This window comes from Ruegeria sp. ABD4_443, assembly GCF_056160865.1.
Map to the genome: position 1 here is coordinate 760,141 of NZ_JBSWYA010000001.1, position 23,419 is coordinate 783,559.

Sequence of the window (23,419 nt, forward strand, 5' to 3'; positions counted from 1 at the left end):
AAGACCAAGAAGGACAGACACGACGATGGCGACAGTTTCGCCCAGTTCTGATTTTGCACCCGTTGCGGCAAGTACCGCAGCGCCGGTGCGGGCCCGCGATCCGCGGCTGGATTTCTATCGCGGAATCGCGATGTTCATCATTCTGATCGCCCATATCCCAAACGACCCCTGGGCCCGGTGGATACCGGCCCGGTTCGGATTTTCCGACGCGACCGAGATTTTCGTGTTCTGTTCGGGCATGGCATCGGCCATAGCCTTTGGTGGTGCCTTTCTGCGCAAGGGTTGGTTGCTGGGTACGGCGCGGGTCCTGTTTCGCATCTGGCAGGTGTATTGGGCGCATATCGGCCTGTTCTTCTTTGTGGCCATGACCATGGCCGCACTGGACCTGTCCGGTCTGTTCGAGAAAAGCTATATCTCATCCCTGAACCTGCAGCATTTCTTTGACGATCCCATGCCCCAGATGGTGGGGATGTTCACGCTGAGCTACGTTCCGAACTATTTCGACATTCTGCCGATGTACCTTGTCGTGCTGGCGATGATGCCATTATTCATGGCCTTGTCGCGGGTCGGGTTCTGGGCCGTGGCGACCACCTCGGTCCTTGTCTGGCTGGTGGCCCAGACCGGAGCCCTGGCCCTGCCGGCCGAGCCCTGGTCGGACCGGCAGTGGTTTTTCAACCCGTTTGGCTGGCAGTTGCTGTTCTTTACCGGTTTCGCCTTCATGCGCGGGTGGATTCCGGCGCCTCCGGTTTCAAACACCCTGATCTGGGCGGCCATCCTGTTTCTTGTCCTGTCCGCACCGTTCGGATCGTGGAAGGTGTTTCTGTGGGTTCAGGCCGCGGCGCCGGATCTGTCTGCGGCAATCCGAAAGATGTGGCCCCTGACCGCCGAGTTGCGGGACAAGACAGATTTCGGCCTGTTCCGGTACATCCACTTTCTGTCGCTGGCCTATCTGGGCTGGGTGGCCGCTGGCGAACATGGGCATCGCCTGATTGCGACCGGCCACGGCACCGCAGCCCGAATCTGGCAAACGGTTCTGAAACTGATCACCAAGGTTGGTCAGCAATCGCTTGCGGTTTTCGTATTTTCCATGGCTGCTGCGCGACTTATCGGCGTTTTCCTGGACCAGCTTGGGCGGGATTTTGCCACTGTGCTTGTCGCCAACATGATTGGCTTTGCCATGATCATCGGCGTGGCCTATCTGGCCGCCTGGTTCAAGTCACATCCCTGGAAATTTAAGAAATGAATTTTTCGCGCCGCGCATTTCTGGCCTCGACATCGGCCCTGTTCCTGGCCCCGGCAACATTTGCCGCCGCCGCCGGAGGCGTCCCGTTCGACCGCGCCCACGTTGTCGATCTGGCCCGCGATCTGGCCAGCCGCCCCTTCGAGGACCGCGCCATGGTCCCGCAGGAATGGCAGGACCTGACCTATCAGCAATACCGGTCGATCCGGTTCCGGCTGGACCGGGCGCTGTGGTTCGAGACCGAAACGCCGTTCAACGTTGATTTCTTTACACCGGGCCTGTACTTCCCGCGCACCGTTCAGGTCTCGACCGTCGAGAACGGGATGGCCACGCCCTTTGCGTTTGATCTGTCCATGTTCGACAAGTCCGACGATGTGCCTGACCTGCCGGTGGACGACACGCTGGGCTTTTCGGGATTGCGCCTGCGCACCGAGATGCACCGCCCCGGCAAGACCGACGAGTTCTGCGTGTGGCAAGGTGCCAGCTATTTCCGCGCCATTGGCCTGCACGAGGTTTACGGCCTGTCCGCGCGGGGTCTTGCACTGAAGACCGGCGACCCGGATGGCGAAGAATTCCCCGAGTTCATTCGGTTCTGGCTGGAACGCCCGGAACCCGGACAGCGCAACATGGTTGTGCATGCCCTGATGGACAGCCCCAGCGTGACCGGGGCCTATCGGTTCAACGTAACCGCCGGGGCCGATTGCGAGATGGAGATCGAAGCCACCCTGTTCCCGCGAGAGGACCTGACCCATGTGGGCATCGCACCGGGCACCTCGATGTTCCTGTTCGATCAGACCAACCACAGCCGGTTCGATGATTTCCGCCCCGCCGTGCATGACAGCGACGGCCTGCTGATCCGCAATGGCGCGGGCGAGGTCCTGTGGCGGCCCTTGTCAAACCCGACCCGCCTGCAGATTTCATCCTTTGTCGACACCAACCCGCGCGGCTTTGGCCTGTTGCAGCGCAAGCGCGCGTTTTCGGACTATGCCGATCTTGAGGCGAATTACCACAAGCGCCCCGGCCTTTGGGTCGAACCCAATGGCGATTGGGGCAAAGGAACGGTTACACTTGTCGAAATCCCCGCCGACCAGGAGATTTACGACAATATCGTTGCCTATTGGCGCCCGATGGACCCCTATCCGGCCGGCAGCCGCGTCGACCTGTCCTATCGCCTGATCTGGGGCGAGGAACCGCAAAGGACACCGATGCCGCGCGTTATCAACTCGGCCATGGGCGAAAACACTTTTGGCGAAGGCCGGCTGGCGGTCATCGACTTCGAGGAAAGCGACCTGTTCGAAGACCCCGAGGCCATGACCGTTTTCGTGGATTCCCCGCATGCCGTCACCTCGGACGGTGTGTTGCAGCGCAACCCGGATACCGGCGGTCTGCGCCTTGCGTTTTCCTTTGAACCCGGCGAACGCGACCATGTCGAGCTTCGCGCGCAACTGCTCAAGGACAAACAGCCCGCCTCGGAAGTGTGGCTGTATCGTTGGACCGCATGACCCGAGACCTGCATATCATGCCGCCCGAGGCGCCGCTGAACATGCCTGCGCAGGATTTCCGCGCGGGGTTTCGCGACGCGCAGGCGCCGTCGCAACATGGCGCGCCCCGGTCGGGCTTTTGGCGCGCCCTTGCCTTTTCGCCGGCCATGGCGGCCACTATCGGGTTGTTGTGGATCATGACGGACTGGTTCGGGGCCGCCGGGATCAACCTGGTCGAAGGCGTCTTGCTCGCCCTGATCTCGTTCAATTTCTTCTGGATATCCTTCACCGTCTGCACCGTGTTGCTGGGCATGGTTTCCCTGTCCCAGCAGGCGCAGCCCAAACGCCCTTCGCGCCCGGAACCGCTGCGCGTGGCGCTGCTGACGCCGGTCTATAACGAAGTGCCCTGGTTCGTGCTGGGCAACGCCCGCACGATGCTCGAAGAGCTGAATGCCCGTGGCGGGCAGCACCATTACGCGATGTTCATCCTGTCCGACACGCGCGACCCGGAAATCGCGGCACAGGAACAGGCCAGCGTCGAGGCTTTGCGCACCACGCTCGCCCCCGGGCTAGAGCTGTATTATCGCCGCCGCGAACAGAATACGGACCGCAAGGTTGGCAATATTGCCGACTGGGTCAGCCGCTGGGGCGGGGATTGGGACGCGATGCTTGTCCTGGACGCTGACAGCCTTATGACGGGTCGTGCCATTGCGCGCCTGACCGACGCGCTGGCGCGCGACAAGGGGGCGGGCCTTATCCAAAGCTATCCGCAACTGATCGGCGCGCAATCGGTCTTTGCACGGATGCAGCAATTCGCCAACGGCGTCTACGGAATTGCCTTCGCCGAAGGTCTGGCCCGCTGGTGCGGTCAAGAAGGGAATTACTGGGGGCATAATGCGATCATCCGCACGGCTGCCTTTGCGACCTGCGCCGGGTTGCCCAAGGTGCGTGGCCTGTCGGGAACGCCCAAACTGATCATGAGCCACGACTTTGTCGAGGCCGGTCTGCTGCGCCGCGCGGGATGGGGGGTTCGTTTTCTTCCGCGTATTCGGGGGTCTTACGAAGAAACCCCGCCGACATTGATCGACCACGCCATGCGCGACCGCCGCTGGTGTCAGGGCAACCTGCAACACCTCAAGCTTTTGGGGTCCACGGGGTTTCGCGCGGTATCCCGGTTTCACATGTTCCACGGCGCGGTCGGTTACCTGATGTCGCCCCTGTGGTTCGCACTTTTGGTCATGTGGGCCCTGATCGGGCAAGGCAAGGATGCCTCGGTCCTGCATTATTTCAGCCCCGACAACCCCTTGTTCCCACAATGGCCTGACATGAGCGAAACGCGCCATGTCATGATCATCCTGGTCATGTATGCCATGTTGCTGGCGCCCAAGATCCTGGGCGTTGCCGCCCTGCCGCTGAGCGGTGTCCGCTACTCGGATTTCGGCGGATCGCGGCGCTTTTTCACCTCGTTCCTGTTCGAGGTCATCCTGTCCATCCTCTATGCACCGATCCTGATGGTGCAGCAGATGATCGCGGTTCTACGCACCGCCTTTGGCATTCAGAAAGGGTGGTCTCCGCAGGCCCGTGACGGCGGGTCCTATGACCTTAGGACGCTGATTATGTGCCATCTGCTGGAAACCATCAGCGGTATCGCCCTGGGTGCGGGCATCCTGGCGGGGCTGGTTTCGGTCTGGCTGGCCCCGATTGCCATCAGCCTGGCGCTGGCCGTGCCCCTGTCGGCGCTCAGCGGCGTCTCGGCAGGCCCCGCGCGGCGCCTTGTCGGAATGCGCGAAGACTTTCAGGAACCTGCGATAACCCGCTCGGCCCGCCGCCACCGGGACGAGCTCAGGCGACTGACTGAAGGCAAGACCACCCTGACCCCGGCGGAATAGTCATCCGCCGGGCAAGCCTTCGTACCAATCCACCATCATGTCAGCCCAGCCTTCGGGAACGGTGTGCCCGCCTGGAAACAGCGCAAATTCAAGCGCGCTGTCATCGGTGCACCCCGTCCAGCGGCGGGTCATGAACCTGTCGTCAATCCGGCCAAAGCTGTCGGGACGGTTTTCGGCACAGCCATTGGCCCTGCGCCAAATCTCAAGCCCTGCGAAAATGTCACCCTGCTGATACTGCCCCCCGCCCAGGAACCTGCCCTCCAATGGCACCACTGTATCGGTCCAGCCATGCGTGTGCAGCAGGCGCACCGGCCCGTTGCAGGCGTCCGGATGCGGTTGCCAGAACCCGCCTGAGACGGGCGCGTAGGCTGAAAAGCTGTCGGGCTGCGCACAGGCAAGATAGTTCACCATGAACCCGCCTGCGGAAAACCCGCCCAAGACCACCTGCGCGGGGTCTATGTCAAATCGGGTTGCGGCATCCCGCACGGCGTCGGCTAGAAATGCGGCCTCGTCACGCCCGTCCCATCCGGGGTAAAAGTTCCAGCTTTTGCGCCCGTTCCTGATTGCCCCTTCGGGCGCCATGACCGCATAACCGCGTGCCAGCAGCGGCTCGACCATCGACCGGTTCCGCATGGTTCCCGTGCCGCTGCCCCCATAGCCGTGCAGAAACACGACCAGCGGCGGATTGGATGCAAGCGGCAATTCCATGAAATACCCGCCATCCGAGACTTCGCACCGCGCCTCCGCGCCGCCACATTCGGCCAGAGCGGTCTGTGCTGACAGCGCCGCCGCCAGGGCCAGCCCATATTTCATTGTCATCCTGTCCCCTCGTCATATCGCTGAACGGGCAATCCCGTTCTAACCCATCCCGGACCTGCTGCCGAGCCAAGCATCCCCTCGGGGACATCAACAATATTTGTAAACCCGGCGGCGGACAGCGCATTGCTCATGCGGGCAGACCGGACACCGCGCGCGCAGATCAACGCGATCCGGGCCGAACGGTCCCCTTGCGCCAGGCTTTGTATCTTTTGCTCAAAATCTTCGCGGCGCATGTCAATTGGATGGGCGCCCGCCCCCACCCCCGTTGCCCGCCACTCGCGCGGGGTACGGATATCGACCAGCAGCAGACTGCCGTCCTGGGCCATATGGTAGGCTTCGGCGACGCTCAGCCGGTCGCCCGCATAGTCCGGGGGGATCAGGCGGTACTGCCGGATTGCCACCGCAGCACCGGTTGCCGCCATGCCGCCAATCACCACGTTGCGCCGGCTGAACAGCCTGTTTTGCGCCATCAAGAGACCTCCTTCGCCGTCGCCGCTTGGTACCATAGGCTGTTGTGCTTTTCCCGCTCTTCAACGCCCATGATGATCAAGTTCGCGTCATCGCACCTGCCGACTGAGGCCGACGGGGAAATCGCAAAATAACCGCAATCGCTGGACAGTCGGGAAATTATCCTTACAAAATCAAGCTCACCCTGACCGCCCAGACCGGAGTATCGCACTTGTCCCTATTCCTTATCGCGGCCCTTCCCTTTCTCGGAGCTATTTTCCCCGCGCTGCTGATCCGGGCCGGTCGGAACGCCGCGGCTTCAGCCGCCGCATTGACCAGTTTTCTTGCGCTGGCCGGGCTGTTGATCCATCTGCCAGCGGTCATGCGCGGCGAGGTCATCACCGCCCGGTTCGACTGGATCCCGTCGCTGGGGTTGAACGCGAATTTCATGCTGGACGGTCTTGGGTTCCTGTTTGCCGGGCTTATCCTGGGCATCGGGTTGCTGATCATCCTGTATGCGCGTTTCTACCTGTCGCGCGAAGACCCGATGGGGCAGTTCTATTCCTATCTGCTGCTGTTTCAGGGCGCGATGGTTGGGATCGTCCTAAGCGACAACATACTGCTTTTGCTTATTTTCTGGGAACTCACGTCGCTAAGTTCATTCCTGTTGATCGGCTATTGGAAGCACCTGCCCGAAGGGCGGCAGGGCGCGCGCATGGCGCTGGCGGTCACCGGATCGGGCGGTTTGGCGATGATCGCGGGCATGCTGATCCTTGGAAATATCGTCGGGTCTTACGACCTGAGCGTGATCTTGCAAAACCGCGAGGCGATACAGGCCTCGCCCTATTACCTGCCCGCTCTGATCCTGATCCTGCTGGGATGTTTCACCAAATCGGCGCAGTTTCCGTTCCATTTCTGGCTACCGCACGCCATGGCCGCGCCGACCCCGGTCTCCGCCTATTTGCATTCGGCAACCATGGTAAAGGCAGGGCTGTTCCTGATGGCGCGCATGTGGCCGGTGCTGGCGGGCACCGACGCGTGGTTCTATATCGTGGCGACCACCGGGCTGGTCACGATGCTGGTCGGAGCGGTGATCGCCCTGTTCAAGGATGACCTCAAGGCGCTGTTGGCGTTTTCCACCGTTTCCCACCTGGGGCTGGTGACGATGTTGCTGGGGTTTGGCACCAAGATCGCGGTCGTGGCGGCCATATTCCACATCATCAACCACGCGACCTTCAAGGCCGCCTTGTTCATGACGGCCGGGATCATCGATCACGAAACACACACCCGCGACATCAAGCGCCTTGGCGGCCTGCGCCACCTGATGCCCATCACCTGCACGATTGGCGTCATTGCCGCGCTGTCGATGGCGGGCTTGCCGCCGCTGAACGGGTTTCTGTCCAAGGAAATGATGCTGGAAGAGACCGTGCACACAAGCTGGCTGGACTCGCATTACCTGGTTCCGGGGCTGGCCTTGCTGGCAGCGCTGTTTTCGGCGGCCTACTCGTTCCGTTTCGTTTCCCATGTCTTTCTCGGCCCCGCCCGCGACGACTATCCTGCGCATCCGCATGACCCCCCGGTGGGCCTGTGGCTGGCCCCGGCCTTTCTGGTCGTGCTTGTGGTCCTGATCGGGCTGAATTCAAGCGCAATGGTCGGGCCGCTGGTGGCCGTTGTCACGGATGCCGTGATCGGCGGGGGAAAACTGCCCTATTACTCGCTCAAACTGTGGCATGGGTTCACGCCTGCGCTCTACATGTCCGCCATCGCAACGCTTGGCGGGCTGTTCCTGCTGTCGCAACACCCGCGCGCCGAGGCGATTTGGAACAAGCTGCCCCGCCCCGAGGCCAAGACGATCTTTGATGCCGTGATCCGGGCGTTGACGTTGCTGAGCCGTTTTGTCACCGACCAGATGCATAACGGCGTTATCAGTCGCTATGCGATCATCCTGATCGCGTTCACCGTCGGGCTTGGGTATTACGCCTATTCGACCGGAACAATCGGGATCGAGACACGGGTTCCCTTGCCGGCACCAACCATTCCGATCATCGGGTGGCTGTGCCTGGTCGGGGCGACGCTGGCGATCATGTGGTTCCACCGCAACAGGCTTTTGTCGCTGGTCCTGATCGGCGTCGTTGGCCTGATCGTATCGATGGCGTTCAACTATCTATCGGCCCCGGACCTGGCGCTGACACAGATCTCGGTCGAAGTGGTCACGATGATCCTGCTGCTGTTGTCGCTGAACTTTCTTCCCACCGACACGCCCTGGGACAGCAGCGCACCGCGGCGCTGGCGGGACGCGGCGATTTCCGTGATTGCCGGGGCCGGAGCCGGAGGCCTGATCTATGCGCTCATGCTGCGGGATTTCGCCTTTCCGACCATCTCGGATTTCCACCTTGCCAATTCGTACAAGGGCGGCGGCGGCACCAATGTCGTCAACGTGATCCTGGTTGATTTCAGGGGCTTTGATACATTTGGCGAAATCATCGTGCTGGGCATTGCCGCGCTGATCATCTTTGCACTGACCGAAGCCGTCCTGGGCACGAATGTCCGGGGCTACCTGTTGAACCGAAAACCGCACTGGCCGCAGTCAGGGGATTCGCATCCGCTGATGATGGTCGTGGTAACCCGGGTGATGATGCCGATTGCGCTGATGGTCGGGGCCTATATCTTTTTCCGCGGCCATAACCAGCCCGGCGGCGGGTTCATCGCAGGGCTTGTCGTCGCCATCGCGTTCCTGATGCAATACATGGCCAGCGGCTATACCTGGGCGATCGAGCGGCAGCGTTTCTATTACCACGGCACCATCGGCTGGGGCGTGCTGATCGCGGCGGCCACGGGCCTGGGCGCCTGGTTCAACGAGCGCCCCTTCCTGACCAGCGATTTCGGCTATATCACCTGGCCCCCGCTGGAAGAGTTCGAATGGGCCACTGCCATGCTGTTTGATACCGGCGTTTTCCTGGCGGTTCTCGGCGCGGTGATGCTGGCGCTGGACAGCCTGTCGCGCTTTGCCTGGCAGCCGGGAATGGCGCAAGAATTCCCGATGGACATCAACCCGTTACGGGATGCCCCCCCGGAAGAAGACCAAGAAAAGGAGCAGCTCTGATGGAAGCACTGGTTGCCTCTGCCGTGGGCGTGCTGACCGCGGCGGGAATTTTCCTGATCCTGCGCCGGCGGACCTTTCCGGTCATCCTCGGCCTGTCCCTGCTGACATATGCGGTCAATGTATTTCTGTTCGCCACGGGGCGTCTGGCACTGAACGCACCGGCGGTTCTGAACAAATACGAAGACGTGCCCTATACCGACCCGTTGCCACAGGCGCTGGTCCTGACGGCCATCGTGATTTCCTTTGGGATGACGGCGGTGATCGTGATGATCGCGCTTTCGGCCTATCTGTCGTCAAAGGATGACCATATCGACATGACGGCACATGACAGCGTCGACGCACCTGGAGAAGACGCATGAACCACTGGATCGTTGCGCCGATCGTCCTGCCCGCGATCCTGGCCCCGTTCATCATCATGGTGCTGCGCTATCACCTGGACCTTCAGCGTATTTTCTCGGTGGCCGGGGTTGTCGGGCTGCTTGGCATTGCGCTGACCATAACCGCGCAGGCATCGGGCGGAGATATCCAGGTCTACGAGCTTGGAAACTGGCCCGCGCCCTTCGGCATCGTCCTTGTGCTGGATCGGATGGCGGCGATGATGGTTTTGCTGACGGCCCTGCTGGCGCTGCCCATCGTTCTTTATGCCATCGCATCGGGATGGGACGACCGGGGCAAGCATTTCCATGCGCTGTTTCACTTTCAGCTCATGGGCGTTTGCGGAGCGTTCCTGACCGGCGACGCGTTCAACCTGTTTGTGTTCTTCGAGGTGCTGCTGATCGCCTCCTACGGTCTGATGACCCATGGCGGCGGCGCGGTGCGGCTGAAGGCGGGTGTGCAATACGTCACCTATAACCTGCTTGGATCAACGCTGTTCCTGTTCGCCCTTGGCACGATCTATGCGGTGACTGGCACGCTGAACATGGCCGATATCGCTGTCCGCGTGGCCGAGCTTCCGGCCGGGGATACCGCGCTGTTGCGGGTGGGTACCGTCCTGCTGTTGCTGGTCTTTTGCATCAAGGCGGCCGTCCTGCCGCTGCATTTCTGGCTGCCTGCCAGCTATGCCAATGCGCCGCTGCCGGTGGCTGCCCTGTTTGCGATCATGACAAAGGTCGGCGCCTACTCGATCCTGCGGATGTATACGCTGGGTTTCGGTCCCGAGGTCGAGGCGACCCAGGGCCTTGTCGGCACTTGGCTGCAACCGGCGGCGTTGCTGACACTGGCGGTCGGGACAATCGGTATCCTTGGGGCGCAGCATATCGCGCGGATGGTGGCGTTTTGTGCCATCGCGTCGATGGGGACACTGCTGATTGCGATCTCGATGTTCACGCCGACCGCCACCGCCGCCGCGCTGTACTATATCTATCATTCCACGCTGGCGACGGCGCTTTTGTTCCTTGTGGCCGACCTGGTGATGGAACGCCGGGGCGGCGCCCTTGCACCGCGACCACCGATGGCACAAAGCGGGTTGATCTCGGCCCTGTTCTTTGTCGGGGCGATCGCCATGGCGGGCATGCCGCCGCTTTCGGGGTTCGTCGGCAAGCTGCTGGTGCTGGATGCGGCCCGCGAAACGGAGTGGGCCAATGCGGTCTGGGCCGTGGTCCTGATCGGGTCGTTCGTCACCATCGTCGGGCTGGCGCGGGCGGGGTCGCTGGTCTTTTGGAAAAGCCACGACGCGCAGCACAACACCGAGATGGACCCGGAAAACGACGAAGAGGTCGAGTTCCTGCCCGCCCCCGAGCCGATGCCCGGCCTGGCCTTCACCTCGGTATTTGGCCTGGTGCTGGGGCTGGTTCTGCTGACCCTGTTTGCGGGTCCGGCGCTGGATTATACGACCAAAACCGCCGAACAACTGTTTGAACCGCAACAGTACATTTCGGCCGTATTGGGAAGGGAAAGCTAATGAGATTGCTGCGCAGAATATTCCCGCACCCGCAATTGACCCTGCTTCTGACGCTTGTCTGGATGTTGCTGGCCAACAAACTGTCGCTCAACTCGCTGGTGTTTGGCCTGCTTCTGGGCATCATCATACCGTTCATCACGCAACCCTATTGGCCCGACCGTCCCAAGCTGCGCAACTGGCCCATGGTGGTCGAATACATCCTGGTCGTCCTGTGGGATATCGTGATCGCCAATATCACGGTTGCCCGGATTATCCTGTTCAAGCGGGACGCGGATCGCCACCCCAACTGGGTCTGCATCCCGCTGGAGCTGCGCACCCCCGAGGCCATTACCGTTCTGGCGGGCACGATCACGATGACCCCCGGAACGGTCAGCTGCGACCTGTCCGCCCAGGGGCATAACCTCCTGGTCCATTGCCTTGATGCCGAGGACCCCGATGCGGTTCGTGACCAGATCAAACACCGCTATGAACGCCGCCTGAAGGAGATATTCGAATGATCGACTACGCAGTCTATTTCGCCTTCGCCTGTTTCGGAGCCGCCATCATGATGTGCCTGTGGCGTATCATCTCTGCCGAAGGGGTCGGAACCCGTGTTCTGGCCCTGGATACGATGGTCATCAACACAATCGCATTGATGATCCTGTACGGGCTGGCGGTCGAAACCGAAATCTTCTTTGAGGCCGCCATGATTATCGCGATGCTCGGCTTTGTCTCGACCGTGGCCTATGCGCGCTTCATGCTACGCGGCAATATCATCGAGTGAGGCCGGGATGACGTTTGCTTTCGAAATTCTTATCGCCTTTTTCCTGATCATTTCGGGGATCTTCGGGTTTGTGGGCTCTTTCGGCATGATCAAGCTTAAGGACCCCATGTCCCGGCTGCACGCGCCCACCAAGGCGACGACGCTGGGGGTTGGCGGTGTATTGCTGGCCTCGATCTGCCACTCGGTCCTGATTGAACATCACCTGTCTCTGCACGAACTGCTGATCACGCTGTTCCTGTTCCTCACGGCCCCGATCACGGCACTGTTCATTGCCAAATGGCACATTCACCGTCATGAAAAACCGCAGGACCTACCGGATGCGGGCGAAGACGAGCTGTGGGCGACGCACGCGGTCGAACAGGTTGAAGACGTCCCCGATCACACTGCGAACTGACACAGATGCAAAATGCGCCGCTTCCCCTGACCCGCGACCTGGTTCTGATCGGCGGGGGGCACACGCATGCGCTTGTGCTGCGCAAATGGGGGATGGCGCCGCTGGCCGGGGCGCGGGTGACCGTGATCAACCCGGGCCCCACGGCGCCCTATTCAGGCATGTTGCCGGGCTTTGTTGCAGGCCATTACACGCGGGCGCAGCTTGATATCGATCTGGTGCGGCTGGCCCGGTTTGCCGGTGCGCGCATCATCCTGGGGGCTGTCGATGCAATCGACCCAAAGGCGCAACTGGTCCATGTGACCGGCCATTTGCCCGTGGCGTTCGATATCGCCTCGGTCAATGTGGGGATCACGTCGGACATGCCTGCCATTCCCGGCTTTGCAGATCACGCCGTCCCGGCCAAACCGCTGGGCGCCTTTGCGGCCAGGTGGGAAACCTATCTGGCGCGGACCGGCCCCGCCGCCATTGCGGTCATCGGCGGAGGCATCGCGGGTGCCGAACTGGCCATGGCCATGGCGCACGCCTTGCGCACCCGCGGACGCGACACGCAGGTCACGCTGATCGACAAGGGGACGGCCCTGTCTGCGACCAGCCCGCGCGCGGCGTCCAAGATACGTAAAGCCATGGCCGAACTGGGCATTGATCTGGTCGAAGACGCCCCGTTGAAACGGATCACCCAAAGGGGCGTGGAACTGGATGACGGGCGCCAGATCCCCGCCGATTTCGTCACCGGCGCGGCGGGCGCGCGTCCTTATGACTGGATCGCCAAGACCAGCCTTGACCTGCAAGACGGCTTTATCCGGGTGAACGCCTACCTGCAATCCAGCACCCCTGCGATCTTTGCCGCGGGGGACTGCGCCCACCTGACCGACAATCCGCGCCCCAAGGCGGGCGTCTATGCGGTGCGTGAAGCCCCGATCCTGTTCGCCAACCTGCGCGCCGCGCTCGGGGCTGGAAAGATGCGGCGTTACGCGCCGCAAAAGGATTACCTGAAGCTTGTCTCGCTGGGGCGCAAATCGGCGCTGGCGGAACGGATGGGAAGATCGTTCAGCGGGCCGCTCATGTGGACATGGAAGGATCGCATCGACCAGGGCTTTATGGACAGGTTTCGCAACCTGCCGCAAATGCCCCCCTCGCCCGTTCCACGGTATCATGCCGCCGGATTGGCCGAGGCGCTGGGGCCCAAACCCATGTGTGGCGGCTGCGGGGCCAAGGTCGGGCGCGATGCCTTGCAATCCGCGCTGGCGCACCTGCCTGCCCCTGTCCGTACCGACATCACCCCCCTGCCCGGCGATGATGCCGCCCTGTTGACAACCGGGGGCGTTCGGCAGGTCATGACCTCGGACCACCTGCGCGGCTTTACGCTTGACCCGGTGCAGATGACCCGGATCGCGGCGGTCCACGCATTGGGCGATATCTGGGCGATGGGCGCGGCACCTCAGGCGGCAACGGCCACAATCATTCTGCCGCGCCTTTCTGCGCCACTGCAACGCCGCACACTGACCGAGATCATGACAACCGCCAACGAGGTCATGCGCGCCGCCGGGGCGGACATCGTCGGCGGCCACAGCTCGGTCGGCGACGAGATGACGATCGGGTTTTCACTGACCGGCCTTTGCGAAACCGCGCCGATTACCCTGTCCGGCGGCGAGCCCGGCGATGCTCTTGTTCTGACCAAACCGCTGGGCTCGGGCGTGCTGATGGCGGCCGAGATGGCCGGTCGCGCAAAGGGCGCCTGGATTGAACAGGCGTATCGCTTGATGAGCCAGCCACAGGCCGAGGCGTCGCGCATCCTGCGCAATGCCAATGCGATGACGGATGTTACCGGTTTTGGCCTGGCCGGGCACCTGCAGGGCCTGTGCGCGGCCTCGGGGTGTGGCGCGCGCCTGAACCTTGAGGCGATCCCGCTGATGGAAGGCGCCGCCGAGTTGAGCGCGGCGGGAATGCGTTCGACGATTTTCGAGGACAATCTTGCCCTTGCGCCGCATCTGGCAGCAGGCGGCGCAGCCGATCTTTTGTTCGACCCTCAAACCGCCGGTGGCCTTTTGGCCGCCATCGCGCCGGATCAGGCGGGCGATGCCTGTTCCGCGTTGCTGGACGCGGGCTATACCGCCGCCGTCATCGGGTACCTGACCGACGGATCAGAACTGCGGCTTCAGAATTGACCAAGCGCCGCGTGGATCCGGGCCGCGGCGTTATCCAACCCTTGGGCGTCCAGATCAGGCATCGGGATTTCAGCGATGATTTGTCGTGGCCGTCCGCGTCGAACCTTGGCATAGGCGGGGTCGTAATGCTGCTCCATCAAGGCACGCGTCAGCCCCAGCTTGTCGCCCGCCTCTATCAGTGACAGCCAGCCATCGACGACCGCGTGGCCCCGGTGAAACCGCAGGGGCGACAGACGGTCCCGCAACCGGTCGGAATCGGACAGGATGTCGTCATAAGCCTCAACAAGAAACCTGGATCGCGCCTCGATCGTCGCCGTGACCTGAATGCGCGGGGCGGCACACATGGCCGACCAGATGGCAGGCGGCAGGTTCAGGGTTCCGATTCTGGACGATTCCGCCTCGACCAATACAGGGCGCAGGGGGTCAAGCGCGCACAGCCGTGCCGCAAGGGCAGATTCGAATGCTTTCTGGCTGGGCTGGCCACCTGGCATTTCGCCCAGCAACGAGCCCCGGTGATTGGCCAGCCCCTCAAGATCCAGAACCTGAGCCCCGCGATCCCGAAGCCGCGCCAAAAGCGCGGTCTTGGCCGTTCCTGTATTCCCGTCCAACGCCACCAGACGGTGCGGTAACGGATCTTCATACAGAAACCGGTTCACCAATCGGCGATAGGTGCGATACCCGCCATCGACGACTGTGGCCCGCCAGCCGATCTGCTGAAGCATCCACGTGAAAGACCCCGACCGCTGCCCGCCGCGCCAGCAATAGACCAGGGGGCGCCACCCGCCCTCGTGATGGCTGAGGCTGTTTTCAATGTGATTGGCCGCGTTCCGAAACACCAGGGCCGCGCCCAGCTTGCGCGCCAGAAACGGGCTTTGCTGGACATAAATCGTGCCGACCCGCGCGCGTTCTTCATTGTCCAGAACCGGCAGATTGATCGCACCGGGGAAATGGTCCTCGGCGAATTCCGCAGGGCTGCGCACGTCGATCACCGTGTCAAATTCATGGGCGTAAAGCTCTGGCAGAGAGGAAAAGTTCAGTTTCATTTCCGCGATCCCATCTTTGATCTGCACATGGACCAGCCCTGGCCCTATCCGGCCTCAAGCGGCGCTATCAACGCAGCACCGCTTGCCCGGTTCGAGTTTACCGCGCGCCCGACGCGGTGAAAACGCAGCACATCTTCGGCCGCCGGCTGCATCAGCTGAGCGGCCCCCTTGCCCGCCTCACCCAGCCACAAGGGCCAGTCACCCGGTTCGATGATCAGCGGCATCCGGCTGTGGATGGCGCTTAGATGTGTGTTCGCCGGTGTGGTGACAATGGCGCAGGTGCCCTGCTGCATCTCGTCCGCGCCCCAATCCTGCCAGACGCCCGCAAAGGCAATCGGCGCGCCGTCTGACCGGCTGATATACCACGGCAGCCGCTCGCCCGTATCCGTCTTGGTCCATTCGTAGAACCCGGTCGCAACGATCAGACAGCGCCGCTCGCGGCAGGCCGCGCGAAAGGCAGGTTTTTCGGCAAGTGTCTCGGCGCGCGCATTTATCAGCAAGGGCCCGGCATTCATGTTCTTGTACCAATGCGGCAGAAACCCCCACCGCAACGCGTCCAACCGGCGGCTACCGCCCGCAGATCGCACCACATGGACCTGGTTCGTCGGGCAAATATTGAAATTCGGCACCACCGGAAGGTCATTTGCCGGACGCGCAGCAAACAGCTGCGCCATGGCGTCGCTGGGAAGAGTTGTTGCAAACCGTCCACACATGGGTAATGAACCATCGATAATCGTTTCGTACAGGCACAGGTTCTCACGCGGTCACATGGCAAATCAAACAGCAAGTTCCCTGAAAGGCAAAGCGGTCGGTTTTCTTGAGGCAGGCAAGCTGCCCCAGGCGCTGAAAAAAGCACAACTGGGCGCCAAGAAATTCCCCAAGGACCCGGATTTTCAGGCTATCGCGGGCTTTGTCCTGACCGAGATGAAGCAATACAGAAAATCGATCCCCTTTTTCGTCGAAGCGTCGCGGATGAAACCCGAAGACCCGCAATTCGTCGAAAACCTGGCCAATGCCCTGATGCAGACCGGCCAAATCGCGCAGGCGCTGACCTATGCCGAGCAAAAGGCCGAGAAGTTCCCCGGCAACAAGGAACTGGCGCGCGTCATTTCCGAGATTCAGAATGCGGGCCAGAACTGGCGCTCGATCATCGAATACACCTCGTTCAAGCTGGAAAAAGACCCCGACAACGCGGAACTGCTGTCCTCGCGCGCGCGGGCCTATGGGCGCATCGGGTTTGTGGCGGAAAACACTCGCGATATCTCGCGCGCTTACGACTTGAACCCCGGCGATGCCAGCATTGCGTTCCGCAAGGCGGTGAACCTGCATCAGGGTGGCGACAAAGAGGGATGCGCCACGATCTTGTGGAACATCCTGGAAAACCACCCGGACCATCCGCAGGCCCTGTTCCAGATGTCATCCATGATCGGCAAGGACAAAGCGCCCGCACTGATGGACGCGGTCAACGCCGCCATTGCCGGGAAAGAGCACCCGAACTCTGAGCTTGAATTTGCCAAGGCGCAACTGATCTCAAGGATTGATGGGCTGGATGCCGCCTTGCCGCAGTTTCTGCGCGCCAACGCGGTTCAGCACGAAACGAACCCCTATGATGTCAACGAAGAAGAGGAAAAGCTGGCCCGCATTTGCGCCCAGTTCCCGCAAGGCACCCCGCTGCCCGATGCTGGCCTGACCGAGGGGCCAAAACCGATCTTCGTGATTGGGCAACCGCGCTCTGGCACGACGTTGATGGAGATGATGCTGAGTTCTTCGCCGAATATTGCAGGATGCGGAGAGCTGACGCTGGGGGCAGACTTGTCCCGTGAATATTCTGACGATGGCAAAGAATTTGATGCCGTAGAAGCCGCGAAATTCGCACGGGAATTCCGCGAGAAGATGCCGCCGGTCCCGTCCGATTCCATCGCGTTCGTCGACAAGATGCCGCATAACTACCAACGTGTCGGATATTTGCTGGCGGCTTTCCCGAATGCCCGGATCGTCAACATGATGCGCGACCCGCGCGATGTTGGCTTGTCCAAATGGATTCGCCGTTTCCCTGCGGGGGGGATGCGCTATGCCTCCAACCTCGACGCGATTGCCCATTCGGCCAACCTGTACCGCCGGTACATGACGCATTGGAACGCTGTCTGCGCAGACCGCATTCTGACGGTCTCGTACGAAGACCTGGTTGCGGACCCGAAAACCTACAGCCAGCAGGTCGCGGCTTTCTGCGGGATCGACTGGAACGAAACGATGATGCACCCCGAGAAAAACACCAAGCAGGTGCGGACGGCCAGTATCGACCAGGTCCGCAAAAAGATCTCGACCAAGTCGATTGGCGGCTGGCGCACGGTGGCCGGGCATATCCAGCCGATGCTGAACGGGTTCGATCCGGCCCTTTGGCCGGAATACGATTTCGACTGACGCGGGTCAGCCACGAAAAAAGGCCGCATGCTGCATGCGGCCTTTTCCTTTTTGCCCGTCGCCGGGTTATTTCTGTTTGATGCGCCCATCCACATAGGGCGAATACGGCGCGTTCTCGGCCAGGTATTCCGCCGTGACATCGGCCAGGTCAGGGCCATAGTCATAGGCATTCTTGTCATCGCCTTCGAACATCTTGTAGCCGTCGCCGCCATTGCGAACATAGTTGTTGGTCACCACCAGGTAGGTCGCAGCGGGATCAATGGGAACAAATCCGTCACCGTCGGCGACCATCACCTCGACAATCCGGCCTTCATTCGGCGCAACCGAGGGGTCCCATGTAAAGGTCATGCCGGCAACCTGCGGAAAGCGGCCTTTGACCTCTTCCACCTGGCTGACGCCGTTTTCCAGCGCGTCAATGACGCCTTGCCCGCTGATTTCAAAGGTGGACAGGGTGTTCTGGAACGGCAGGACCGTCAGAACCTCGCCCATCGTCACCTCGCCGGAATCGATCGAGGCGCGCAGCCCGCCCGAATTGGCGATGGCCAGTTGGATACCCTGATCGGCTACACGGGCCAGCATGGCATCGGCCACAAGGTTGCCCATCGCGCATTCCTGAACCCGGCAGACATCCCGGTCACCTACGATGACGTCGGCCGAACTGGCGACGACACGCTGTTTCATCTCTTCAATCGGCGCACCCATTTCCGCGACACGCGCAGAAAACGCAGCGTCGGGCGTGACCGAGGCGTCCAGCAGGATCGGCTCGCCTTCTGCAGAAATCAGGTTGCCGTCGTCGTCAAAGGTCAGCGTGATCTCGCCCAGGAACTTTGAGTAGGCATAGGCCTGAACAACCGGCACGTCGCCAACCATGGTCGGATACGGGCCCGCGGCCTTTTCCTGTGTGTTCGACAGCAAGGTGTGGGAATGCCCGCCAATGACCAGGTCCAGACCCGGCACCTTTTCGGCAATTTCCAGGTCCTTGGCCAGGCCCACATGGGTCAGGGCGATGATGATATTGACGCCCTCATCCTTGAGCGCGGCGGCGTCCGCCGACAGGCTGTCGATTTCATCCTGAAACACAACGTCCTTGCCGGGGCTGGACGTGTCGACCGTGTCGGTCGCCAGGGCCGAGATGATCCCGATCTTCTGCCCGCCGACGTCCAGAACGACATGGTCTTTCACCTTGTCCTTAAGCTCGGCCGAGGTGCTCAGGTCCAGGTTGCCCGAAATGACCGGAAAGCTGACAGTGTCGACAAACGCCGCCAGACCTTGCGGCCCGTCGTCGAATTCATGGTTGCCCACGGCCATGACATCATACCCGATGCCTTCCATGAACTCGGCCTCGGCGGCCCCTTTGTAGGTGGTATAGAACAAGGACCCCTGGAACGGGTCACCTGCGTCAACCAGCAGGACGTTCTGATCTGCAAGGGCATCGCGCCTTGCATCGACCATCGTCTTGATCCGCGCAACACCGCCGAAACACTTCCCTTCTGCTTCGCCCTCGGCGTCACAGGTCGAATCGTATTTGTTGATCGATTCGATCCGGCTGTGGATATCGTTCGTGTGAAGAATGGTCAGTTTGTATTCGGCAGCCGCCATACCTGCGGTCAGGCCCAATATGGCAGCAGATGCCAGGAACCGGGTGAACATTTTGAAACTCCCTGTGGTTTATTGCGCAGATCGTGCGACGTGTTTCGCCAAGAGTCAAAGGGGGAAATCCGGCTTGATTCTACCCCCTGCGCAGGGCATCAGGGGGCCATGCGCATCTATAAAATACTTCGGGCCGACGAATGGGCTGGCCTTCAGGCTGCGGGCGCCACGGATGGCGCGCCCGTGGATATCGCTGACGGGTTCGTGCATTTTTCCACGGCAGATCAGGTTGCGGAAACAGCGGCCCGGCATTTTGCCGAAGAACCCGGCCTGACCCTGCTGGCCTGTGATACCGCGCCCATGGGCGACGACCTGAAATGGGAGGTTTCGCGCGGCGGTGACCGGTTCCCGCATCTTTATCGACAGCTCCGCCTGAGCGACGTGATATGGTCGCGCCCCTTGCCGGTGCAGGGCGGCGTGCATCAATTTCCCAAGGAGATGTGATGGCCGCGTTTATCGACCCGCTGCGGGCGCAGTTCGAGGCGTTCAAATCCCTGGATCGGGACCACCCGATCGAGATGCTGAACCTGGTAAAATTTCGCGCACACGCCGAATACCCGGCAGAACACGACCTGGCCGGCGCGGGCCTGACGGGCGCACAGGCCTATGGGAAATACGGGGCCGAGACCGCGCCGATCATTGCACGGCTTGGCGCGACGATCCTGTGGCGCGGCAGGTTTGAGACCATGTTGATCGGACCGGGAAAAGAGGACTGGGATGAAATGTTCATCGCCCGTTATCCAACTGCTCATCATTTCCTCGAAATGGTAACCGATCCGGCCTATCGCCTTGCCGTCATACACCGTCAGGCCGCCGTCGAAACATCGCGCCTGATCCGGTGCGCGCCCGCAACTCAAGGAACCGCATTCGGATGAAACTTGTCGAAAAGATCGGATTGGCGGCGCTGCACCGTGTCGAGCCGGAAACCGCCCATGCCCTGTCCATCAAGGCGCTTCGATCCGGGTTGGCACCCTGCCCCGGACCGATCACCAGCGCGCGTCTGAAAACGCGCCTTGCCGGTCTGGACCTGCCCAACCCCGTCGGGCTTGCCGCGGGGTTCGACAAGAATGGCGAAGTGCTTGGCCCGCTGTCGCGCGCGGGGTTCGGGTTCATCGAAGTGGGCGCCGTGACCCCGCGCCCGCAGCCGGGAAACCCGAAACCGCGCCTGTTCCGCCTGTCCGAAGACAAGGCCGCCATCAACCGGTTCGGCTTCAACAATGACGGGATGGAGGTCATGGCCCAGCGCCTGGCCAAACGGCCCAGGGACGCTGTGATAGGTCTGAACCTGGGCGCGAACAAAGACAGCCAGGATCGCCCTGGCGACTTTGCCAAGGTCCTGTTGCATTGCGGTGCGCATCTGGACTTTGCCACCGTGAACGTGTCGTCACCCAATACCGAGAAACTGCGCGATTTGCAGGGCAAGGCGGCGTTGAGCGCCTTGTTGGGCGGCGTCCTCGCCGCACGCGACACACTGGCCCGCCCGGTACCGGTCTTCCTTAAAATCGCTCCTGACCTGACAGCGCCCGAGTTGGAAGATATCGCCGCCGTCGCACAGGAGACAGGGATCGATGCCATCATCGCGACCAATACCACCCTGTCCCGCGACGGCCTGCGCAGTCCCCACAAGGACGAGACCGGCGGATTGTCCGGCGCGCCGTTGTTTGAACGCTCGACACGGGTTCTGGCGCAGCTCAGCGTGCTGACAAAAGGCGCCATCCCCCTGATCGGCGTCGGCGGCATCAGCACGGCAGAACAGGCCTATGCCAAGATCCAGGCCGGGGCCTCGGCCGTGCAGTTCTATACGGCGATGGTCTATGGCGGCCTGTCGCTTGCAGGCTCGGTCGCGCAGGGCGTGGACCGGTTGCTGGCACGCGACGGGTTTGACAACGTGGCCCAGGCCGTGGGCAGCAAACGAAAGGACTGGCTGTGATCGAATATTGGCATAACCCGCGATGTTCCAAGTCCCGCACCGGTCTGGCGCTGTTGCAGGACCAGGGGGCCGACATCACCATTCGCCGCTATCTGGACGACGCCCCATCCGCCGAAGAACTGCGCCGCGCGCAGGCTTTGCTGGCGGTGCCCGCCATCGAGATGATGCGCACCGGTGAAAAACGGTTCAAAGAGCTGGGGCTGACCAAAGACCTGCCCGACGCTGACCTGATTGCCGCAATGGCCGAAAACCCGATCCTAATCGAACGCCCCCTGGGAATAACTGCCCAAGCGGCCGCAATCGGGCGCCCGCCTGAAAAGCTGTTGACCCTGGCCTAGGCAACCTGCGCCTCGAGCTTGGGGTACCGCAGCCCCAGGGTTGTTCCACGGGCCACGTTCAGGACCATAAGCGCGGCCCACAGGCCATGATTGCCCAGTGTCGGCACCAGGATGAACAGCGCGACGACATAGATCGCGACGGACTGGATCATCGCGTTGCGCATGGCCCGCGTCCAGGTGGCGCCGATATAGATGCCGTCATACATCCAGCTTGCAATGCCGATAACGGGCGCCAGCGCGACCCAGAACAGGAATTCGCGCGCGGCGCCGCGCACATCCGGCGACGTGGCCATCAGGTCGATCAGCACGGGCCCTGCGGCAAAGAACACGCCGCCCAGCACCAGCGCCCCGCCCACGCCCCATTGCGACGCCACGATGGACGCCCGCCGAACCTGGTAACGGTCCCTGGCGCCGACGGCGCCCCCCACCAGTGCCTCGGCCGAGAATGCGAACCCGTCCAATGCAAAGGCCGTGATCTCAAGGAACTGCAACAGGACCTGGTTCGCCGCCAGGTTGACATCGCCCAGATCCGCGCCCACGAACAAAAAGGTGGTAAACGAGCCGGTCAACAGGACCGAGCGGATCATGATGTCGCCGTTCACCTGCATCATGCGGCGCAGGCGCGCGGGGTCGAAAATCCGCGCCCAGTCCCGCCACTGATTGCCGCCAAAGGCATCGCGGCACAGCCACAGCCCCAGCGCCAGACCGGTCCACTCGGCGAACAGCGTGGCCACGGCCACCCCCTCGACGCCCCACCCAAGGCCCAGCACGAACCATAAATCCAACAGGATATTCAGCCCGTTCATCCAGACCTGAAGAACAAACACACCGCGCGTGCGCTCGACCGCGATCAACCAGCCGGTCACGGCATAAAGCGCGATGGTGGCCGGGGCGCCCCATATGCGGATTTCCAGGTAGTCGCGGGTCAGGGCCTCGACCTCGGGGCTGGCTGGCGACAGAGCAAAAGCCCCGGCAAACACCGCCACCTGAGCAAGAATGAAAACAAGGCCCGCCGCGCCGCCCAACAACAGGCCGCGCATCAACAGGGCCCCGGTTTCGGCCGTATCGCCAGCCCCGCGCGCCTGCGCCGCAAGACCGGTGGTTCCCATCCGCAGAAAACCGAATATCCAGTAGATCGCCGACAGGATAACGGCGCCCATCCCCACCGCGCCTATTGGTGCCGCAAAGCCCAGCTGTCCGACGACGCCGGTGTCAACCGCACCCAGAATGGGCACGGTCGCGTTCGACAGCACGATCGGGACCGCAATCTGCAGCACCCGCCTGTGCGTGATGGGTGCCGACCCGTCCTGCATGGGCTAGTCCTTTGCCGTTTCGGGCTGCGGCATCAGGAAATGGCCGGTGCTTTGCGCAAATGGCCTGGCATGGTTGTCCTGCCACGCCTCGACCCGGACCGAGGCGTATCGGCGGCCCGACCGGCTGACGAAGGCACGGGCATAGGCATCGCGCGGCAGGCCCGAACGCAGGTAATCGACGGTAAAGTCGATGGTCTTGGGAAACCGGATGCTTCGGTTGGTCACAATGTCTTGGGCGTCGACCTCGCCGGTTTCGATTCGGGAAAACAGGTTCTCCCAGCTCAGCGTGATCACCGCCGTGACCTCCAGGAACGCTGCCGTGACACCGCCATGGATCGCCGGAAGAAAGGGGTTCCCGATCAGCTTTTCATCAAAATTCAAAACGCCGGTCAGTTCATCTCCGCGCCGGTCGAAGCTGATATTCAGGAACCGCATATATGGCACGCCTTCGACCAGCGCGCGCAGCGCGGCGTCACGCCTTTGCTTGACAACCTGAACGGGTTCGGGACGGGCACGCGGCATG

The 23,419-nt window shown here is 62.0% G+C and carries 22 protein-coding genes; 15 read left to right on the forward strand and 7 right to left on the reverse strand.

The features are described from left to right. Positions 1 to 25: 25 nt before the first annotated feature. Genes ACXAG8_RS03820 through mdoH form a run of 3 tightly spaced genes read left to right on the forward strand, consistent with a single transcriptional unit; the run spans position 26 to position 4,610 of the window. The gene (locus ACXAG8_RS03820; protein WP_475222262.1) at positions 26 to 1,243 is read left to right on the forward strand and encodes an OpgC family protein; all 1,218 of its coding nucleotides are present in this window, start codon (positions 26 to 28) and stop codon (positions 1,241 to 1,243) included. Further along, a complete protein-coding gene (locus tag ACXAG8_RS03825; RefSeq protein ID WP_475222263.1) occupies positions 1,240 to 2,742 on the forward strand; it encodes an OpgD/OpgG family glucan biosynthesis protein in 1,503 nt (500 codons plus the stop codon). The genes ACXAG8_RS03820 and ACXAG8_RS03825 overlap by 4 nt, the downstream gene beginning before the upstream one ends. Beyond that, the gene (gene mdoH, locus ACXAG8_RS03830) at positions 2,739 to 4,610 is read left to right on the forward strand and encodes a glucans biosynthesis glucosyltransferase MdoH (RefSeq protein WP_475222265.1); all 1,872 of its coding nucleotides are present in this window, start codon (positions 2,739 to 2,741) and stop codon (positions 4,608 to 4,610) included. Before ACXAG8_RS03825 ends, mdoH begins: the two co-directional genes overlap by 4 nt. On the opposite strand, the gene ACXAG8_RS03835 is transcribed toward mdoH, so the two are convergent. Continuing rightward, positions 4,611 to 5,429: a CE1 family esterase gene (locus ACXAG8_RS03835; RefSeq protein WP_475222266.1), complete on the reverse strand. Its 819-nt coding sequence runs from the start codon at positions 5,427 to 5,429 to the stop codon at positions 4,611 to 4,613. Further along, positions 5,426 to 5,899 (reverse strand): rhodanese-like domain-containing protein, encoded by a 474-nt coding sequence (locus ACXAG8_RS03840; protein ID WP_475222268.1) that lies wholly within the window; start codon positions 5,897 to 5,899, stop codon positions 5,426 to 5,428. Before ACXAG8_RS03840 ends, ACXAG8_RS03835 begins: the two co-directional genes overlap by 4 nt. Before the next feature lie 209 nt (positions 5,900 to 6,108). Here ACXAG8_RS03840 and ACXAG8_RS03845 point away from each other — a divergent pair, with 209 nt between their 5' ends. From ACXAG8_RS03845 to selD, 7 genes are read left to right on the forward strand one after another with little or no spacing between them, the layout of a single operon-like run. Then, the gene (locus ACXAG8_RS03845; protein ID WP_475222270.1) at positions 6,109 to 8,979 is read left to right on the forward strand and encodes a monovalent cation/H+ antiporter subunit A; all 2,871 of its coding nucleotides are present in this window, start codon (positions 6,109 to 6,111) and stop codon (positions 8,977 to 8,979) included. After that, on the forward strand, positions 8,979 to 9,338 hold the full coding sequence (locus ACXAG8_RS03850) for a Na+/H+ antiporter subunit C (protein WP_475222273.1): 360 nt from the start codon (positions 8,979 to 8,981) through the stop codon (positions 9,336 to 9,338). Before ACXAG8_RS03845 ends, ACXAG8_RS03850 begins: the two co-directional genes overlap by 1 nt. Beyond that, positions 9,335 to 10,879, forward strand: coding sequence for a monovalent cation/H+ antiporter subunit D (locus ACXAG8_RS03855; protein ID WP_475222275.1), 1,545 nt, complete (start codon positions 9,335 to 9,337; stop codon positions 10,877 to 10,879). Before ACXAG8_RS03850 ends, ACXAG8_RS03855 begins: the two co-directional genes overlap by 4 nt. Then, positions 10,879 to 11,376: a Na+/H+ antiporter subunit E gene (locus tag ACXAG8_RS03860; RefSeq protein ID WP_475222277.1), complete on the forward strand. Its 498-nt coding sequence runs from the start codon at positions 10,879 to 10,881 to the stop codon at positions 11,374 to 11,376. Before ACXAG8_RS03855 ends, ACXAG8_RS03860 begins: the two co-directional genes overlap by 1 nt. After that, complete coding sequence (locus ACXAG8_RS03865; protein ID WP_475222279.1) at positions 11,373 to 11,642, forward strand: K+/H+ antiporter subunit F; 270 nt, start codon at positions 11,373 to 11,375, stop codon at positions 11,640 to 11,642. The genes ACXAG8_RS03860 and ACXAG8_RS03865 overlap by 4 nt, the downstream gene beginning before the upstream one ends. Positions 11,643 to 11,649: 7 nt before the next feature. After that, positions 11,650 to 12,036, forward strand: coding sequence for a Na+/H+ antiporter subunit G (locus tag ACXAG8_RS03870; RefSeq protein ID WP_475222280.1), 387 nt, complete (start codon positions 11,650 to 11,652; stop codon positions 12,034 to 12,036). A 5-nt stretch (positions 12,037 to 12,041) separates the two neighbouring features. Beyond that, complete coding sequence (gene selD, locus ACXAG8_RS03875) at positions 12,042 to 14,201, forward strand: selenide, water dikinase SelD (protein ID WP_475222282.1); 2,160 nt, start codon at positions 12,042 to 12,044, stop codon at positions 14,199 to 14,201. On the opposite strand, the gene mnmH is transcribed toward selD, so the two are convergent. Next, positions 14,192 to 15,244, reverse strand: a complete 1,053-nt coding sequence (gene mnmH, locus ACXAG8_RS03880; protein ID WP_475222284.1) for a tRNA 2-selenouridine(34) synthase MnmH — start codon at positions 15,242 to 15,244, stop codon at positions 14,192 to 14,194. The two genes, selD and mnmH, sit on opposite strands and share 10 nt — an antisense overlap. 44 nt (positions 15,245 to 15,288) lie before the next feature. Then, positions 15,289 to 15,957, reverse strand: coding sequence for an SOS response-associated peptidase (locus ACXAG8_RS03885; RefSeq protein WP_475222286.1), 669 nt, complete (start codon positions 15,955 to 15,957; stop codon positions 15,289 to 15,291). A 55-nt stretch (positions 15,958 to 16,012) separates the two neighbouring features. On the opposite strand from ACXAG8_RS03885, the gene ACXAG8_RS03890 reads away from it, so the two are divergent. Beyond that, positions 16,013 to 17,665, forward strand: coding sequence for a tetratricopeptide repeat-containing sulfotransferase family protein (locus tag ACXAG8_RS03890; protein WP_475222288.1), 1,653 nt, complete (start codon positions 16,013 to 16,015; stop codon positions 17,663 to 17,665). A gap of 66 nt (positions 17,666 to 17,731) precedes the next feature. Here ACXAG8_RS03890 and ACXAG8_RS03895 read toward each other — a convergent pair whose 3' ends face one another. Further along, the gene (locus tag ACXAG8_RS03895; protein ID WP_475222290.1) at positions 17,732 to 19,315 is read right to left on the reverse strand and encodes a bifunctional metallophosphatase/5'-nucleotidase; all 1,584 of its coding nucleotides are present in this window, start codon (positions 19,313 to 19,315) and stop codon (positions 17,732 to 17,734) included. Positions 19,316 to 19,423: 108 nt separating this feature from the next. Here ACXAG8_RS03895 and ACXAG8_RS03900 point away from each other — a divergent pair, with 108 nt between their 5' ends. Genes ACXAG8_RS03900 through arsC form a run of 4 tightly spaced genes read left to right on the forward strand, consistent with a single transcriptional unit; the run spans position 19,424 to position 21,583 of the window. Next, the gene (locus tag ACXAG8_RS03900) at positions 19,424 to 19,759 is read left to right on the forward strand and encodes a DUF952 domain-containing protein (RefSeq protein WP_475222291.1); all 336 of its coding nucleotides are present in this window, start codon (positions 19,424 to 19,426) and stop codon (positions 19,757 to 19,759) included. Continuing rightward, positions 19,759 to 20,190, forward strand: a complete 432-nt coding sequence (locus ACXAG8_RS03905; protein WP_475222293.1) for a DUF1330 domain-containing protein — start codon at positions 19,759 to 19,761, stop codon at positions 20,188 to 20,190. The genes ACXAG8_RS03900 and ACXAG8_RS03905 overlap by 1 nt, the downstream gene beginning before the upstream one ends. After that, on the forward strand, positions 20,187 to 21,245 hold the full coding sequence (locus ACXAG8_RS03910) for a quinone-dependent dihydroorotate dehydrogenase (RefSeq protein WP_475222294.1): 1,059 nt from the start codon (positions 20,187 to 20,189) through the stop codon (positions 21,243 to 21,245). The genes ACXAG8_RS03905 and ACXAG8_RS03910 overlap by 4 nt, the downstream gene beginning before the upstream one ends. Continuing rightward, complete coding sequence (gene arsC, locus ACXAG8_RS03915; protein ID WP_475222295.1) at positions 21,242 to 21,583, forward strand: arsenate reductase (glutaredoxin); 342 nt, start codon at positions 21,242 to 21,244, stop codon at positions 21,581 to 21,583. Before ACXAG8_RS03910 ends, arsC begins: the two co-directional genes overlap by 4 nt. On the opposite strand, the gene ACXAG8_RS03920 is transcribed toward arsC, so the two are convergent. Continuing rightward, complete coding sequence (locus ACXAG8_RS03920; protein WP_475222297.1) at positions 21,580 to 22,896, reverse strand: MATE family efflux transporter; 1,317 nt, start codon at positions 22,894 to 22,896, stop codon at positions 21,580 to 21,582. The genes arsC and ACXAG8_RS03920 overlap by 4 nt on opposite strands. A 3-nt stretch (positions 22,897 to 22,899) precedes the next feature. Next, on the reverse strand, positions 22,900 to 23,418 hold the full coding sequence (locus ACXAG8_RS03925) for a PaaI family thioesterase (protein ID WP_475222299.1): 519 nt from the start codon (positions 23,416 to 23,418) through the stop codon (positions 22,900 to 22,902). Position 23,419: the final 1 nt, after the last annotated feature.